This window comes from Phycisphaerae bacterium (genome assembly GCA_017999985.1).
In the GTDB taxonomy this organism is placed as follows: Bacteria; Planctomycetota; Phycisphaerae; order UBA1845; family Fen-1342; genus JAGNKU01.
Window position 1 is genome coordinate 67,829 of the sequence record JAGNKU010000018.1, and the last position, 16,705, is coordinate 84,533.

The following is a 16,705-nucleotide window of genomic DNA, read 5'->3' on the forward strand; positions in this document are numbered from 1 at the left end:
CGGGTGCCGGACGTGGGCAACAACGTCCGGCACCCGCGGTCGTTGGCGAATCGCCACGGACGGGTTACTTGCGGTAGAACTCGACAACAGCGTCTACAACGGCCTGTTGCTGCGCGTTCGTCAGTTCCGGGTACAACGGCAGGGCCACGACCTGCGCCGCGGCCTGCTCCGCCTGCGGGAAGTCCCCGGGCCGGTGGCCCAGGTCGCCGAAGCACTTCTGCAGGTGCAGGGGCAGCGGGTAGTACACGGCCGCCCCGATCTGACGCTGCCGGAGAAACTCGACCAGTTCGTCCCGCTGCCGCGCCCGCAACACATACTGGTGATACACGTGGCGACCGGTGATCTCCGGGGGCGGCTGGACATACAGCGGCGCGACGCCCGCCTCGGTCAGCAGTTCCGTGTAGCGGGCCGCCCGCCCCCGGCGCAACTGCGTCCACTGCTCCAGGTACCGCAGCTTGATGGTCAGCAAGGCCGCCTGCAGGGCGTCGATCCGGAAATTGCCGCCTACCTGGTCGTGATAGTACGTGTGGCCGCTGCCGTGGATGCGCAGCTTGCGCGCCAGCTCGAACAGGGCGTCGTCATCGGTGAGCAGCGCCCCGGCGTCGCCGAGCGCGCCGAGGTTCTTCGTGGGGTAGAAGCTCAGCGCACCCAAGCGGCCGAACGTGCCCGCCATGCGCCCGTCCGCCGCCGCCGCGCCGATCGCCTGCGCCGCATCCTCGATGACGGGGATCTGGTGTCGTTCGGCCAGCGCCATGAGCGGCGTCATGTCCGCGAGTTGCCCATACAAATGCACCGGCATGATCGCCCGCGTGCGCGGCGTAAGGCGTTGCTCCACCTGTGCGACGTCGATGTTGAAGGTCTGCGGCGCGATATCACAGAAGACCGGCCGGGCGCCCACGCGGACCACGGTGCCCGCCGTGGCGAAGAACGTGAACGTGGGGACGATGACCTCGTCGCCGGAGCCGATACCCAGGGACATGAGCGCCAGCAGCAGCGCATCGGTGCCGGACGAAACGCCGAGCGCGTGCCTGGCACCGCAGTAGCGCGCCAGGGCTTCCTCGAACGCGGTGACCTTGGGGCCGAGCACGTAGTAGCCGGACGTGGCGACCGCGGTCAATTCCGTGATCAGTTCGTCACGAATGCTCGCGAACTGGCCAGCCAGGTTCAGCGGCGGGACCGAGAGCGGCACGCGCGATGCGGCGCCGCCGGAGGGTGAAACTGCCATACCGAGTCCTCAAGTCCAGGCCGCGCCGCCCACACGGCGCCGCAGTCCAGACGCAGAAGGATACTCGCTGGCGGGCAGCCCGGCCACGCGCTGCCCGCTTTGCCGGGTGGGCGCCGCCGGCCTACGGCATACAATCGGGCATTGGTACGATGCCTCGCCCCCGAACGCGGGGAGAAAGAGAGTCCATGCGGTGGATGCGTGAAAGTTCGTGTGCCCTGCCATTGTGCGCGGCGGTTCTGAGCGCGCTGGCGACCCGGCCGGCCGCGGCGGCGGAAGTGGTCTTCGCCCGGCACCTGGCGCTCGCCCCCGACGGCGGCACGCTTGCGTTCTGCTGGGCGGGTGACATCTGGACGGTGCCCAGCGGCGGCGGAGCGGCGACGCGGCTGACCGTCCATCCCGCTAATGACCGCTGTCCGGTCTGGTCGCGTGACGGCACGCGCCTCGCGTTCGCGTCCGACCGCCACGGCGCCGACAACGTGTTCGTAATGAACCGCGACGGCAGCGCTCTGCGGCGGCTGACGTTCTCTGATCGCGACGAGATTCCCGCGGACTGGTCGCCGGACGACGCCTGGGTCTATTTCCACTCCCGGCGTGAGGGCGACATGTCGCGCGAGCCGCGGCCGTTCCGCGTCCCAGCGGCCGGCGGGCAGTCGTGGCGCGTCCTGGATTGTCACGGTGCAAGTCTGCGTTTGAGCCCGGATGGCGCACGGTTTGCTTTTGTTCGCGGCGCGACACTCTGGGGTCGGCGCGGCTATCGGGGCAGCGCGGCCTCCGACGTGTGGATCCACAATACCGCCGACGACTCGTTTACCCAGCTCACCGACTTCGACGGCCCCGATCGCGATCCGCAATGGGACGCGGACGGACGCACGCTCTACTTCCTGTCCGAGCGCAGCGGCAGCGCGAACGTCTGGCGCCAGCGGCTGGACGGCGGCCCGGCGGAGCAGATCACGCACATGACCGGCGAAGACGTGCGCGATTTCTCGCTCGCCGCTGATGGCCGGACACTCGCGCTGACGCACTGGGACAAGGTCTACGTGTTGTCGCCCGGGGATGCACTCGCGCGCGCGGTGCGGATCACGGTGCCGGACGATACGCCGCAGAATGACGTGGAGCTGAGGACATTTACAAAGGACGCGGACGAGCTGGCGCCGTCGCCGGACGGCAAGGAAATCGCGGTCGTCGTGCGGGGCGAGGTCTTCGTGCTGCAGACGCAGGAGGACAAGCCGACACGACGCGTGACGGAGGCGGCGGCGCGCGAGCGCGACGTGACCTGGTCGCCGGACGGCAAGGCGCTGTATTTCGTCTCGGACCAGGCCGGCCAGGAGGACATCTACCGCGCCGTTTCGGCCGAGCAGCCTCCGCAGCCGCTGTCGGATTCGCTGCGCTTCCGAATCGAGCGGGTCACCGATGATCCGGCCGTGGAGATCGACCCGGCCATCTCACCCGACGGCAAACAACTCGCGTTCGTGCGTGGGCGCGGCGACCTGATCGTGCGCGACCTTGCCAGCGGCCAGGAGCAGGTGCGCCTGACCGGCTGGAGCCGCCCGCGGTTCCAGTGGTCGCCGGACAGCCGCTGGCTGGCCTACCGGCGCGAGGATCGTGAAGAGAATGCCGACGTGTGGGTCGGGCCGGCGGACGGCCACGAGCCGGACGTCAACGTGTCGCAGCATCCCGACTTCGACGGCGAGCCCCAATGGTCAGCCGACGGGCAGGTGCTGGCCTTTACGTCGCGACGGGACGGCTTTGACACGGACCTGTATCTCGTGTTCCTGTCGCGCAAGCTCGACGAGAGCGCCCCGGTCGAACACGACGAGTACTTCAAGCAGCAAGGCGAGGCGCTCAAGAAGCGCAAACCGCCGAAGTCAGTCGTTGCCAGCGGCCCGATCGCGCTTGGCGGGGCGACATCACGCCCGGTGGAGTCGCAGCCCGCGACCAACCCAACCAGCGCGCCGGGCGCGCCGGAGAGCGCGGCGGGCGAGCTGGCGGGCAAGGTGCGCGCGTGGCTCAAGGGCTTTCTCGAAGAGCCCGACAAGCCGGACGGCGATGGCAAGGAACAAACCAGGAAAAAGCCGGCGCAGAAGTACGAATACGAGCTCGCCACCTGCTATCAGCGTATTCGGCGCGTGACGACGCTGCCCGGTGATCAGAGCGCCTTCGCGCTGGCACCGGATGGGCAGACGCTGGCTTTCGCATCGCGGCATGAGGGCGAAGAGAAGGTTTACACCGTCAAGTGGAATGGCAAGGATACGAAGCGGATCGTCAACGACGGCGCCCGCGGACTGCGCTGGTCGCTGGACGGCAAGCGGCTGCTGTACCTGAGGGGCGGAGTGCCGCAATCGTGCAGCGACAGCGGCAGCGACGCCAAGACGCATGCTTTCAAGGCCAAGCTGGCGATCGTGCGCTCGGAGGAGGCCGGGCAGAAATTTGACGACGCCGTGCGGCAACTCGGGCTGTATTTCTATCACCCGACCATGAAGGGGCTCGATTGGGCGGGGCTGGCCCGCAAGTACCGCGAGCTGGCATTGCAGACGCGCACGATCCACGAATTCAACGAGATCTTCACGCTGCTGCTGGGCGAGCTGAATGCCTCGCACCTGGGGATCTCCGGCCCGGGCGCCGGCGGCGAGGAGCAGGTGGGGCAACTCGGCTGCCAGCTCGACCGGGCGTATACTGGACCCGGGCTGAAGGTGGCTACGGTGATCCCGCGTACGCCGGCCGATCGCGCTGCCAGCCGCCTGGTGACCGGCGACGTCCTGCTGAAGGTGAACGGCGTGCCCGTGGGGCCGGAGCAGGCGCTGGACGCCGCCCTCATCAACACGGTCGGCGACGAGGTGGTGGTCGAGTACGCACCGGCAGCGGGGCGCCCGACGGAATCGGCGGCGGCGCAGCCCGCGACCGCACCCGCTACGCAGCCGGCGACGCGGGAGCTGGTCATTCGCCCGATCTCCAGCGGCGCGCTCGCGGGCCTCATGTACGACGCCTGGGTCGAGCAGAACCGCAAGTACGTTGAGGAGCACTCCGGCGGGCGCGTCGGCTACCTGCACATCCGCGGCATGGATGAGGGTTCCTTCCGCGTCTTCGAGCGCGACCTCTACGCCGCCGGCTACGGCCGCGACGGCCTCGTCGTCGACGTGCGCAACAACGGCGGCGGGTGGACGGCGGACTGGGTCATGGCGGTCCTGAGCGTACGCCGGCACGCGTTCACCGTCCCACGTGGCGGCGAGCCCGGGTATCCGCAGGACCGGCTGATCTTCTACGCGTGGACAAAGCCGACCACGATGATGTGCAACGAGCAGAGCTTTTCGAACGCGGAAATTGTTGCGCACGCGTTCAAGACGCTGGGGCGTGGTCCGCTGGTCGGTGCACGTACGGCCGGTGGCGTGATCAGCACCGGCAGCTACACGCTGATCGACGGCGCCCAGGTGCGCATCCCCGGCCGCGGGTGGTACACGTTGCCGGCGGGCGTCGATATGGAGAATAATGGCGCCGTGCCGGACGTCCAGGTACTCGTGACGCCGGCCGATGAGACCCAGGCGCGCCAGCCGCAGCTTGACGCCGCGATCGCGGCGACGTTGGCGCAGCTGGCACGTCCCGCGACGCAGCCCTCGCCGGCAGAGCGTGCGCCCGAGGATCGGTAAGTGCCCAGACGCAGAAAGCCACGGAAGGCGCGGCGCGGCGATGGCTGGTTCCTGCCCTGGCCCTACCTCATTGGGGCGCTGGTCGGCGGCGCGATCGTCGCGACTGCGCTGCTGTGGGTTGGCCAGCCGCTGCTGGACCGGCACCGGGCGAAGACGCTCCGACCACTGGACCCGCTGCGGACGCCCGCCCGGGAGTTCCCGTGGACCACGCATCCACCGGCGGCGTTCCCCGTGCCGCCCTACGCCCGCTTCCTGGAAGGCGTGCAGATCGTGTTGGACCCAGGGCACGTCGGGCAGCGTGATCCGGGGGGCACGTGGAAGCGCGGTCCAACGGGCCTGCGGGAAGCTGAAGTGAATTTGCGGGTTGCGCAGTTCCTGCGCGAATTCCTGGACGCGGTCGGCGCCAAGGTCGTGCTGACGCGCACCGAGGACCGCAGCCTGGACCTGCCGGACAAGGAGGATTTCCGGCAGCGCGCGGCGGTGGCCAACGAGCTGCGCGCCGACCTGTTCCTCTCCATCCATCACAACGCGAATGACAAGCCCGAGCCGAACTACACGTCCGTGTTCTATCACGGCGCGGCGGGAGACAATCCGGCCAGCGTGGCGGCGGGGCGCTTTCTGCTGGCCGGCCTGAATGACGCGCTGCGGCTGGAGACCCACCTCGAGTGCGCGTTGCTCAGCGACTTCGCCGTCTACGATCGCAACGGGTTCGCGGTGCTGCGCCTCGCCGAGGTGCCGGCCGTGCTGACGGAGGCCTCGTTTCATTCGAACCCGGAAGAGGAACGCCGCCTGCGGGATCCGGTGTACAACCGGCGCGAGGCGTACGGGTTGTTCCTGGGGCTGGCGCGCTGGGCGCAGGCCGGGCTGCCGCGCGTGGCGCTGCTGGAGCCCGGCAATGGCGCGGCGAAGCGCGGCGGCGAAGCGACCGTCGGCCTGGATGACGGCCTCAGCGCGCGCGGCGGGTGGGGCGCTGATCAGAATCGCATTCTGCCGGACTCGGTCGTGGTCCGTGTGGACGGGCAGGCGGCGCGCTTCCGGCTGGACTTGGGCAAGCGTCAGCTCCGTGTCACGCTGCCGGCGGTGAAGGGCGACACCTGCACGTTATGGGTGGATTTCGAGAACGTGTTCGGCCAGCACGTGCTGCATCCGGAGCTGCGTGTATCGCTGCGGGGGCGCTGATTTCTGCCGGGCCAATGCAGTTTCAGCGGCAGGGTGGTACGGGCGTCCGGCCCGTCGCACGAACGGGCAAGATGCCCATACCACCGCAAAGGAAAGCGGCCCGTCACCTCGCGATGACAGGCCGCGTTGAAGGCGAAACAGCAGGCCGTGTTTTCGATATGCTGCGTATCCGCCCGCACGACGGGCAGACCGGCCGAACTACTTCCAGTTGTAGTTGGTGAACGGACGGGCCGTCGGGGTCTTGGTCGTGGCGACCAGCCAGCAGTTGCCCTTGCCGCGCGTGACATCCTTGATCGCGCTGCCAAAGCGGGTCCGCAGATAGCGATACGCCGCAGTGGGGCTGGTGTAGGCCCAACGGTTGCCGAAGTGGGTGCAGAAATCGCGATTGGTGAACTTGTACACCTGCACGCCGTTGTTGATGTACTTCATCCAGCGGTTCGCGGTCGTCGGCGAGATGATGGTCTTCTGGCCGGTGCCCGTGAACTGGCTGTAGACGTTCCAGTATGAACCCATCCGCCACTGGCACTCGTTCCGCATGCCCCGATACTTCGGCGAGTTGCACGAATAGCTCGTCGTGGTCCGGGTGAAACGCTTGCCAGTGCGATAGGTCTTGCCGTAGTTCCTGCGGGAAGTCATCTTTCTCGGTGGCATAGGGCTCTCCACTTGGGCCTGCTGCGGTTCGCCGTGAAAAAACTCTCCTCCGAGTTATCGGGTAACTGGTCCGGCGAATTGAATAACGACGGCGCAAATTCCGACGGCTCGGGAACCCCGGGCCGCCCCTGTCGCTCCGCGCGCCGGGCCGGCGGGGCACGCGCCAACCGACTCGCCCGCCGGCTATGATTGAGGTACACTGCCGCAGCGCGGCGTCCGGGGCCGCGGCGCAGCGACCACGGCCGGCATTGCACGGAGGTTGGCACGATGCGGATAGATTGGCGACGTCAGGCCCTCGCCCGGCGGTCCGCGCCGCTCCGGCGGGGCTTACTGGTCAGCGGCCTGCTGGGCGTCCTGCTGGCGCTGAGCATCCCGCTGGCAGCACAGCCGGCCACTCGGCCCAGCCGCGGAGCCGTGCTGCCGATCCGCGGCGTCATCGATGACATCATGCGCGACAGCCTCGAACGGCGAATCGCCGATGCGCGGGCCGACGGGGCGACGACCATCATCTTCGAGATGGACACGCCCGGGGGCGCCGTGACCAGCGCCCTTGGCATCTGCCGGCTGATCAAGAATCTCCCGCCGGAAATCCGCACCGTAGCCTGGGTCCATCCCGAGGCGTACAGCGCCGGGGCGATGATCTCGGTGGCCTGCCGCGAGATTTGGATGAGCCCTTCGTCTTCGATCGGCGACTGTGCGCCCATCATGGTCACGCCCGTCGGCGGCGTCACCGAACTCGGCGACGCCGAACGCGCCAAGGCCGAGAGCCCCATCCTCCAGGAATTCCGCGACTCGGCCGTGCGCAATGGTTATGACCAGTTGCTCTCGCGGGCCATGGTGGCCGTCGGCGAGGAAGTTTGGTGGCTGGAGAACGTGAGCGATCCCGGAGAGCGGCGTTTCGTTACCACCGCCGAGAAGACCAAGCTGATCGATGATGTAGCGGCCGACGAGCGCGCCTGGAAGCCGGTCGAGAGCTACACGGACGCCATGACCGGCAAGGTTATCACAGTGACGCAGCCCGTCGACCGCGCCAACGAGCTGCTGACCATGTCACAATACGACGCAGTCGCGTTCGGCTTCGCGCGCGGCATCGCCAGCAGCCTCGATGACCTGTCGCAGAAGCTCGACCTGGCCGCGACACCGAAGGTGTACGAGAAGACCGGCTGGGAAGGTTTCGCGATGTGGCTCAATAGTCCGCTGATCCGCGGAATCCTACTGGTCATTGTGATGATCGGGGCCTACATGGAGTTCCAGTCGCCGGGGCTGATCCTGCCCGGCGTAACCGCCCTGATCGCCCTGGTCGTGTTCCTGGCCGCCCCCTACGCCGCCGGCCTCGCCAGCATCTGGACCATCATCGTCTTTGTGATCGGGGCGGTGCTCCTGGCGGTCGAGATATTCGTCATCCCCGGGTTCGGCATCGCCGGAATCCTGGGCATTCTGCTGATCGTTGTGGCGCTGCTGGCGTCATTCGTGCCCGCGGAGCCCGAGGCGCCGACGTTCTCGCTGCCGAGCCTGCAGGGCACCTGGGACGGTCTCGTGACCGGGCTGAAGGTGCTTATCGGCAGCATCGTCATCTCGATGGTGGGCATGGTGCTGGTGGCGCGCTACCTGCCTCGCTCGCGCATGGTGGCCGGCGTGATCTCGGCCAACCCGCAGGGCGCGGCGTTGGCAATTTCTGATGCGCATCCCGACGTGGCCCAGGTGGGCGACGTGGGCGTGGTAACTGGTGACCTCCGCCCCGGCGGCCAGGCGCGTTTCGGCCAGGAAGTGGTTGACGTACAGAGCCAGGGCGAATACATCGAGGCGGGTCGGCGCGTGCAGGTGATCCGCCGCGCCGGAATGACGATCGTGGTCGAGCCGCTGCCGCACGATGGCACGGCCTGATCCAGGGCCCATCAACACGAGGGAGACCGTATGCCAGAACTACTTCTGCTGGCGGCCAAGTCCGAGGCCGGCCAATGGCTGTGGATCGTCGGTGGGATCATCATCGTCATCATCGCGCTGGCGTTTTTCGCGCTGATTGCGAATTTCGGCCGGCTGTGGGTGACGGCGTGGTCCGCCAAATCGCAGATCGCCATGCGCGAGCTGCTGGGAATGTGGCTGCGCAAGGTGAACAGCACGGTCATCGTGCTGACCAAGATCCAGGCGTGGAAGGCCGGGCTGACCGACATCTCCACCGAGGACCTGGAGAACCACTACCTCGCGCGCGGCCGCGTGCCGAATGTCATCCAGGCGCTGATCTCGGCCCAGCGGGCGAAGATTCCTCTCGACTTCCGCACGGCCTGCGCGATCGACCTCGCCGGCCGCGACATCGTCGACGCCGTCCATACGAGCGTGAATCCCAAGGTGATCGACTGCCCGAGCCCGGCCGCCGGCCGCACGACGATCGACGCGGTCGCGAAGGACGGCATCCAGCTCAAGGTAAAGGCCCGGGTGACGGTGCGCACCAATATCCAACGGCTCGTCGGCGGTGCCACCGAAGAGACCATCATCGCACGTGTCGGCGAAGGCATCGTGTCCGCGATCGGCTCGGCCGGGTCGCACAAGGAGGTGCTGGAGAACCCCGACCGCATCTCCAAGGCGGTCCTCCACAAGGGGCTCGACGCCGGCACTGCGTTCGAGATCCTCTCGATCGACATCGCCGACGTGGACGTGGGCGACAACATCGGCGCCCGCCTGCAGGCGGACCAGGCCGAAGCGGACAAGAAGCGGTTCCAAGCCGAGGCCGAGAAGCGCCGGGCGATGGCCATCGCCCAGGAGCAGGAGAACAGCGCCCAGGTCGAAGCCAACCGCGCCCTGGTCGTGCTCGCCGAGGCGGAGATTCCGAAGGCGATGGCCGAAGCGTTCCGCTCCGGCAATCTCGGGATCATGGATTATTACAGGCTGAAGAACATCCAGGCGGACACGGGCATGCGCGACTCCATCGCCGGGCGCGGGCCGGCCGAGCCGAGCAAGCCGAAGACTGAATAGCAGACATGCTGACGCTGATTCCAGAAACGTGGTGCCTCGCCGCCGACGAAACGGGGACGGAGGAGCTGCTGAAGCTCGGCTTCGGCATACTGATCCTCGTCCTCGCGGCACTGGCGCAGCACTGGAAATCCGGCAAGAAGGAGCGATCGCAGCCGGCGCCGACACGGCCGGCTCCGCTCCCGCGGCCGAGGCAGCCCAAGCCCACGCCGCGGGAAGCAGAGGCCGAACTCATGGTGACGGTGCCGCTTCCGCCGCGCCCACCGATGCCACGACCCCCCATCGCTCGGCCGGCACCGCCGACCCGTCCCCAGGCGGAGCCGACCATCGAGGTCTATACGCCGGAGCGACTGCGCCGCAGCGTACGGCAGCGCAAAGTCCAGCAGGTAATGCCGGAAGCACCCCCGGTGCCCATAGCGAGCGCAGCTACCCTGGTCGCGCGGCCCGCGCCAAAGCCGACTGCCCCTGTGCCGACCGGCTCCCATCAGCAGCTCCTGCATATGTTGCGCAATCGAACGGACCTGCGGACGGCGTTCGTGTTATCGGAAATCCTGGCGCCGCCGGTGGCGTTGCGGGAGGATCGGCCGCGGTGAACTTTTGCCGCGATCTGTTCGGCCATGAGACACCGGACTATGGGGGACGGGCCTCCGGCCTGTCTGATGACCGACCAGAGGTCGGTCCCCCAGAACCAATATGCGGCGTACTCCCCGTTGCCAGCCACCTGACCCAATCTTTCGGTTTGCGCCGTACGCCGTCGCGGATAAACTAGGGGTCTTTTGAAGCTCAACCCGATGCACCCGCGCCGAGCCGCGAGAGTTTCGGCGTGGGCGGTGTCGTATTCACGCGCCGCGTGAATCCGTGCCCGCGGCGCCAGGGAGCACGTATGAGTACCGGCGGCAGTTACGATCCGCATGCGGTCGAGAGCGAGATCTACGAGTTCTGGGAGGCGGGCAACTACTTCCACGCCCGCGTCAATCCGGACAAGCGGCCGTTTGTCATCGACATCCCCCTGCCGAACGTCACCGGCGCGCTGCACCTCGGCCACGCGCTGAACAACACGCTGCAGGACATCCTCACGCGGCACGCGCGCATGCGCGGCTACGAGGCCCTGTGGATGCCCGGCATGGACCACGCCGGCATCGCGACGCAGGCGGTCGTGGAACGTCGGCTGAAGGAGGAGCAGAACCTGACGCGGCACGACCTCGGCCGCGAGGGGCTGGTCAAGAAGATCTGGGAGTGGAAAGAGCAGTACGGCGAGCGCATTCTCTCGCAGCTCCGCGGGATGGGCTTTTCGTGCGACTGGGAACGCACGCGCTTCACGCTCGATGAAGTCTGCGCGCGGGCCGTGTACGAGGTGTTCTTCCGCTGGTTCAAGGACGGGCTCATCTACCGCGGCACGCGGCTCGTGAACTGGGACGCCTTTCTGCAGACCGCCGTCGCGGACGACGAGATCGTGCATGAGACGGTAAAGGGGCATCTGTGGCACTACCGCTACCCGATCCTCCCGGCATCCGTAGCGGCCGACCCCCGAGTCGGCCGTAGTCTGCCGGAAGACGTCGCTCGCACCGCGCTAGCCCAAGCCGTCGTGCCGAATGCCAGGCTGGGCGTGGATTACCTTACGATCGCGACCACGCGGCCGGAGACTATGCTCGGTGATACCGCGCTGGCGGTGCATCCGGACGATGAACGCTATCAGCACCTGATCGGGCGGTACTGCTTGCTGCCACTCGTGAATCGGGCGATTCCGATCATCGCCGACGACATTCTCGTCAAGAAAGAGTTCGGCACCGGCTGCGTGAAGGTCACGCCCGGGCACGATCCGAACGACTACGCGTTCGGGCAACGGCATCCCGAGGCGGCGGCGATCAACATCCTTACGCCGGACGGGAAGATCAATCAGAACGGCGGGAGCTACAAGGGTCTGGATCGCTACGACGCGCGGAAGAAGGTCGTGGCGGATCTCGAGGCACTCGGGCTGATGGAGAAGATCGAGCCGTATGTGACGGAGGTCGGCCACAGCGATCGCAGCAAGACGCCGATCGAGCCGATGCTGAGCGAGCAGTGGTTCGTGAAGATGGGCGACCTGGCCGAGATGGCGATGGAAGCGGTGCGCGACGGCCGCGTGCAGTTCTTCCCCGCGCGCTACGCGCAGATGTATCTCGACTGGCTCGGTGAAAAGCGCGACTGGTGCATCAGCCGGCAGCTCTGGTGGGGGCACCGGATACCGGTGTGGACGTTGCGTGGTACGGCCGTCGACACGTTCCTCAAGCGCTGCGACCGCCACGAACTTACCGAGCAACTGAACCGATACATTGCTGGGGGGCTGTTGGCACACCAAGTACTGACAGAGCGGGGAATCACGCCCCACGCCGGGGTATTCGAAATTCACTCGGCCCGAATACACAGCTATTTCTGTCCAGCACCCCATTTCATCGCAGAATTCGAGACGTTCGCGCAGTCGATCGGAATGGAACGTGACCCGGACGTCCTCGACACCTGGTTCAGCTCGGCGTTGTGGCCATTCAGCACGCTGGGGTGGCCGCATGACGACAGGGATCAAGGGAACGAGGGATCAAGGGATCAAGGAGGACCTGCGCCGGGCGCGGGCCTCGATCCCTCGATCCCTCGCTCCCCCGCTCCCTCCCGCGCCGACTTCGACTACTTCTTCCCCACCAACACGCTGGTCACCGGGCGCGGGATCATCACGCTGTGGGTCGCGCGCATGGTCATCACGTCCCTCTACTTCACCAAGCGCGTCCCGTTCCAGCACGTCCACATCCACCCGATCATCCAGGATGGCCAGGGCCGGACGATGAGCAAATCGCTCGGCAACGGCGTCGATCCGCTCGACATTATCGCGCTTTACGGCACCGACGCCCTCCGCTTCACCATGGCCCAGATGGACACCGAGACGCAGGACGTCCGCATGCCCGTCAAGCCGGTGAAGCTGCCCGACGGCCGGCAGGTCAACAGCAGCGAGAAATTCGAGCTCGGCCGCAACTTCTGCAACAAGATCTGGCAGGCGGCGACGGGGTTTGTATTTCCGAACATAGAAGGGATCAAGGGATCGAGGGATCAAGGGAACAAGGGTGCCACTGCTCTTGAGCAGTGCTCCGGTGCCGCAGATGGAAACGGCTGGCCGCGGCCGCTGCGGCCCGATGAGCTCGCCATCGAAGACCGCTGGATTCTCTCGCGGCTCGGCGGGTGCATCGCCGAGGTCGATCGCCGGCTGGCTCGCTACCAGATCAGCGAGGTCGCCAACACGCTGTACTCGTTCTTCTGGAGCGATTTCTGCGACTGGTACGTCGAGCTCGTCAAGCCGCGCCTGTTCGGCAAGGACGACGCCGGCGTCGTGCAGGTCCACACGGACGATTCCGCCAACGCCGCGCGGCAGGTCCTGACCTGCGTGCTCGACCGGGCCCTGCGCCTGCTGCACCCGATCGTTCCGTTCCTCACCGAAGCACTCTGGCAGCAGCTCAACGAGCGCGCCCCGCAGCGCGGCGTAACTGAAATCCGCCCCGGCGAGCCCGCTTTGATCAAGGCCGCGTGGCCGGATGCGTCCGCTTTTCGCCGCGAGCCCGAAGTCGAACGCGAGATGGAGGCATTGCAGGACATCATCCGCGCCCTGCGCGACACGCTCGCCCGCATCAACACGAGCCGCGCCGCCGCGAAGACGCCTGCAATCGGCAAGATTCCGCACGCCGTTCTGCGGACCGATCCGGCGATATCCGAGGGTCTGCGCGACCAGATCGCGGTGATCCGCCGGCTGGGCCGCTGCGAGCAGTTGGAAATCGGCGCGGACGTGACGAAGCCGCCGGAGTCGGCGACGCAGGTGCTCCGCGGCGTCGAGGTTTACGTGCCGCTGCGCGGGCTGATGGACCTGGACGCCGAGCGCCGACGGCTGCAGAAGGACCTCGACGAGCTGCGCGGACACAGCGAGCGACTGGCCGGCAAGCTGTCGAATGAGGGTTTCGTCGCCAAGGCCCCGGCGGCGGTCGTCGAGCAGGAGCGGGCGCGGCTGGCGGAGATGAAGGATCGGCTGGCGTCGATCGAGCGAAATCTGGCGGATTTGCAGTGATGCGGTGCGCAGCCGCCGGCGTGTGAGTGCTCGTCGCACGCTGGGGCAAGACGGCGCGGCGCGCCGCGGGACAGGACGGCGTAACGCACGGCGGTGCGGGACGGCGTGACGCCCGCCGGGGCGGGGCGACGCCCGGCGCCGCGGTCGTCAGCCCGCCGCGCGATATCGGTCCGGGCCCGCCGGCGACCTCGTCAGGTCGCTGTTCGTGGAGGACTCGCGGACCTTGCGTCGAGGCCGGAATCTGGTAGGATGAGAAGTCCGTCCGTAAGGGCGGGACGAGACGGAGTGTAGCTCAGCCTGGCTAGAGCGCTTGGTTCGGGACCAAGAGGTCGCAGGTTCAAATCCTGTCACTCCGATCACGTAAGTGTAGCCGAACGCATGACTTAGCGTACCCGCCCGGCGTAGGGCGGTGCGGCCCCAAGAGGAAGGCACCCGGTAATTACCGGCTGACGCCCCCGGAGGTCGCACGCTGCCCCGCCGAACCCCCAGAAAGCACACCCCTGAAGCGCCCCCCTTCGTACCTCCAAATGCGGGTGATACAGACCGGTCCCCAGGAAGCCCTCGGAAGCCACGAGGCCATCATAGAATCGCGCGCGCCGAGCTTCTACCGCTCGTGACGCGGACTTGGCAACACGGGTGGATTCGATGCGCGCATTGGATGGTGATCGCCCAGGAGCTGTCGGTGCAGGCCGGTCTGACGCTGATCGAGAACGCGCGGCTGTTCGCACTCCTCGGCCTGACCGCCGGTGATGCGTCGATCCTGTGTTGGGACAACAAGTACCACTTCAGCCACTGGCGACCGGTAACCGCGATTCGCAGCGCGGACCTGGATGGCAACCCGGCGACGCAGCCGAACCCAGACTGGACGCCGCTGGTCACGACGCCCCCGTTTCCGACGCATACCAGCCGCCACAGCACGTTCAGCAGCGCGTGCGCAACGAGCCCCGCGGATTTTTCGGTCGGGACAACATTGCGTTCACCACAGCGTCCGAGAGCCTGCCGGGCGTATGGTGCAGCTTCACGTCGTTGTCGGAAGCGGCCGAAGAGGCGGGTCGAAGCCGCGTTTACGGCGGGATTCACTGGCAGTACGACAACGTGGCCGCGGCCGGACTGGCGCTGGGGCAGTGGGTGTTCGCCAACTTCCTGCGACCGACGGCGGTTCACCAGCCAGAGCTTCCGCCGCAACCACTGCCCCTCGGCGTCAGACGCGGCCACGACGCGCTCGCGGAGTGATGCGTCCCTACTGGTACAACTTGGGGCCCTGGCGCCAATCATGGTCCTTCTCGTGGCCCCACTCCAGCACCCGTGGCCGCCGTTCGCGGAGCCGCACGGATTCGATGCCGAGGTAGTAGCCTGTGGACACGTTGTGCTTGCCGACACACTCAAGCCGCAGCACGTACTCGCCGGGGTCAGGCCAGAAATCCAGCAGGTGGTATTCCCAGTTGTCGGTGTCGGCCTTGTAGAAGTCCAGGGGGCCGCCGAGCTTGACGCCGTTGAGCGTGGCCTGGTATTGGCCGAAGTCATTGCTGCGGGTCATGTTCAAGAGCAGGCGAAACGGGGCCTTCTCCTCGACGGTGAACGGTATCTCGATCCACGCGTTTGCGACCTGGGACGGCCTGTAAAGCACCTGGCCCTTGGTGTAACCCAGCAGTTGCTGAACCTCGGTCACGCCGTCGCCGTGGCGCACACCGCCGGGGACATCGGCGGCGTAGAAGATCGTGTCCAGGTTGGGCAAGGTGCGGTCACGGGCGTGCGGGGCGCGGGCCGCGAACGTCGGCTCACCCTGCTGGTACCAGAAGGCGACGCTGGAATAGTCGTCCTGCCGCTCGTTCCAGCTGTGGGTCTTGTACTCCGGGTTCTCGTCGGGCGAAATCCAGCCGTAATGTTCGATCGTGACTTTGATGCCGGTGTTGAACACCAGCGGGTCGTGAATGTGCCAGCGATAGGCGCAGGTGCGGCTGCCGACCACGCCCCACTGGTCGAAATACGGCGTTCCGAAGTACGGCGTGCTGGTCGTCTGCAGGCCCCAGGCCGAGAGGAAGTAGTCCTCGGTCCCCGTGCCCCAGATGGAGGCTTTCGACTCGCCGTCGATATAGATCTTCTCATCCCCCTCGCCAAACCACGACGGGCTGCGCGTGCGGACGCTGAGCACGGTGCCGACGTAGTGGCCCTTGCCCTGTGTCTCGAGGATCAGGTAGTCGCGCCCGCCGACCACCGGGTATTCCTGCCGGTACTGCGCGTAGAAATAGGGCGTGTCATCGGGCAGTGTGTTCAGCTTGATCCAGTCGATGTTGTAGTACAGCAGGCTGATCGGCTTCTCGCTCTCATTCACGATTTCGATGCGGATCGATTTGCGAAACGGCATGCGCCAGAAGCAGTTGTACGAGTCGGCGTCCTCGACGACTACGGGCACGCTAATGACCGCGCGGCGCTGGCCAAATCCGTTGGCGAAGAAGTCACCGACCGGGGCCTCGACGCCGGGGCGCTCGCGCCCGTCGTAGTAGATGCGAAGCAGCATTTCCTGGTGGTTCGCGGATCCGTTCTTTGCCCAGTCCTGGGGCTCCGGGCCGAGGAACGTCATCCAGATGTGCGTGATGACCCCGGGGCCCTGCTCGTCGAGCAGGACCTTGGTCACGCCGGGCGGCACACTCTGGTTGTCCGAATTGCTGTCGGGATCAAGTTCGCCGTGCGGATCATACTTGCCGTCGGGTCCGCGGCGATGCGACGACGTGGCGCGCCTGCTGCGGCCTTCCTGCGGGCGGGCGAGATCGTCGAGGTCGCCGGCAGGCGCGAAGGCGCCCGCCAGCCAGAGCAACCCTAGCAGCACGGTTGCAGAACCTGTTCCCCGCACGCGGGGCTGCGGCCTGTGGGACGGCGTGCGATCATGAAGCGGGTACGCGCTGATCATCGCGGGTGGCTCCTCTGGGTTCCGGGTGGTTGTGGCGACAGAAGTCGCGCGCAGCA

10 protein-coding genes and 1 tRNA gene are annotated in these 16,705 nt (G+C 67.0%); 8 read left to right on the forward strand and 3 right to left on the reverse strand.

The genetic code is table 11. The annotated features are described in order from the left end of the window. Positions 1-64: 64 nt before the first annotated feature. Positions 65-1,225, reverse strand: a complete 1,161-nt coding sequence (locus KA383_18505; protein ID MBP7748110.1) for a DegT/DnrJ/EryC1/StrS family aminotransferase — start codon at positions 1,223-1,225, stop codon at positions 65-67. Positions 1,226-1,410: 185 nt separating this feature from the next. Between KA383_18505 and KA383_18510 the strand changes: the two genes are divergently transcribed. Continuing rightward, on the forward strand, positions 1,411-4,866 hold the full coding sequence (locus KA383_18510; protein MBP7748111.1) for a PD40 domain-containing protein: 3,456 nt from the start codon (positions 1,411-1,413) through the stop codon (positions 4,864-4,866). After that, positions 4,867-6,045, forward strand: coding sequence for an N-acetylmuramoyl-L-alanine amidase (locus tag KA383_18515; protein ID MBP7748112.1), 1,179 nt, complete (start codon positions 4,867-4,869; stop codon positions 6,043-6,045). A gap of 198 nt (positions 6,046-6,243) precedes the next feature. Here the strand turns inward: KA383_18515 and KA383_18520 are convergent, their stop codons facing one another. After that, positions 6,244-6,696 (reverse strand): hypothetical protein, encoded by a 453-nt coding sequence (locus KA383_18520; GenBank protein MBP7748113.1) that lies wholly within the window; start codon positions 6,694-6,696, stop codon positions 6,244-6,246. 267 nt (positions 6,697-6,963) lie between these two features. Here KA383_18520 and KA383_18525 point away from each other — a divergent pair, with 267 nt between their 5' ends. From KA383_18525 to KA383_18550, 6 genes are all read left to right on the forward strand, one after another. After that, entirely contained in the window at positions 6,964-8,580 is a 1,617-nt protein-coding gene (locus KA383_18525; GenBank protein ID MBP7748114.1) for a hypothetical protein, read from the forward strand. Between the two features lie 30 nt (positions 8,581-8,610). Further along, complete coding sequence (gene floA / locus KA383_18530; GenBank protein ID MBP7748115.1) at positions 8,611-9,666, forward strand: flotillin-like protein FloA; 1,056 nt, start codon at positions 8,611-8,613, stop codon at positions 9,664-9,666. Positions 9,667-9,671: 5 nt separating this feature from the next. After that, positions 9,672-10,256, forward strand: coding sequence for a hypothetical protein (locus KA383_18535; protein MBP7748116.1), 585 nt, complete (start codon positions 9,672-9,674; stop codon positions 10,254-10,256). Positions 10,257-10,546: 290 nt separating this feature from the next. Continuing rightward, positions 10,547-13,741 (forward strand): valine--tRNA ligase, encoded by a 3,195-nt coding sequence (valS, locus tag KA383_18540; protein ID MBP7748117.1) that lies wholly within the window; start codon positions 10,547-10,549, stop codon positions 13,739-13,741. 281 nt (positions 13,742-14,022) lie between these two features. Then, a tRNA-Pro gene (locus KA383_18545) sits at positions 14,023-14,097 on the forward strand. Positions 14,098-14,671: 574 nt separating this feature from the next. Then, positions 14,672-14,974, forward strand: coding sequence for a hypothetical protein (locus KA383_18550; protein ID MBP7748118.1), 303 nt, complete (start codon positions 14,672-14,674; stop codon positions 14,972-14,974). A gap of 7 nt (positions 14,975-14,981) precedes the next feature. Here KA383_18550 and KA383_18555 read toward each other — a convergent pair whose 3' ends face one another. Beyond that, the gene (locus KA383_18555; protein MBP7748119.1) at positions 14,982-16,568 is read right to left on the reverse strand and encodes a DUF2961 domain-containing protein; all 1,587 of its coding nucleotides are present in this window, start codon (positions 16,566-16,568) and stop codon (positions 14,982-14,984) included. Positions 16,569-16,705 lie beyond the last annotated feature (137 nt).

Coding starts and splice junctions, on each gene's coding strand:
- KA383_18535 (MBP7748116.1), top strand. CDS start 9,672: ATGCTGACGCTGATTCCAGAAACGTGGTGCCTCGCCGCCGACGAAACG.
- KA383_18525 (MBP7748114.1), top strand. CDS start 6,964: ATGCGGATAGATTGGCGACGTCAGGCCCTCGCCCGGCGGTCCGCGCCG.
- KA383_18505 (MBP7748110.1), bottom strand. CDS start 1,225: ATGGCAGTTTCACCCTCCGGCGGCGCCGCATCGCGCGTGCCGCTCTCG.
- KA383_18510 (MBP7748111.1), top strand. CDS start 1,411: ATGCGGTGGATGCGTGAAAGTTCGTGTGCCCTGCCATTGTGCGCGGCG.
- floA (MBP7748115.1), top strand. CDS start 8,611: ATGCCAGAACTACTTCTGCTGGCGGCCAAGTCCGAGGCCGGCCAATGG.
- valS (MBP7748117.1), top strand. CDS start 10,547: ATGAGTACCGGCGGCAGTTACGATCCGCATGCGGTCGAGAGCGAGATC.
- KA383_18520 (MBP7748113.1), bottom strand. CDS start 6,696: ATGCCACCGAGAAAGATGACTTCCCGCAGGAACTACGGCAAGACCTAT.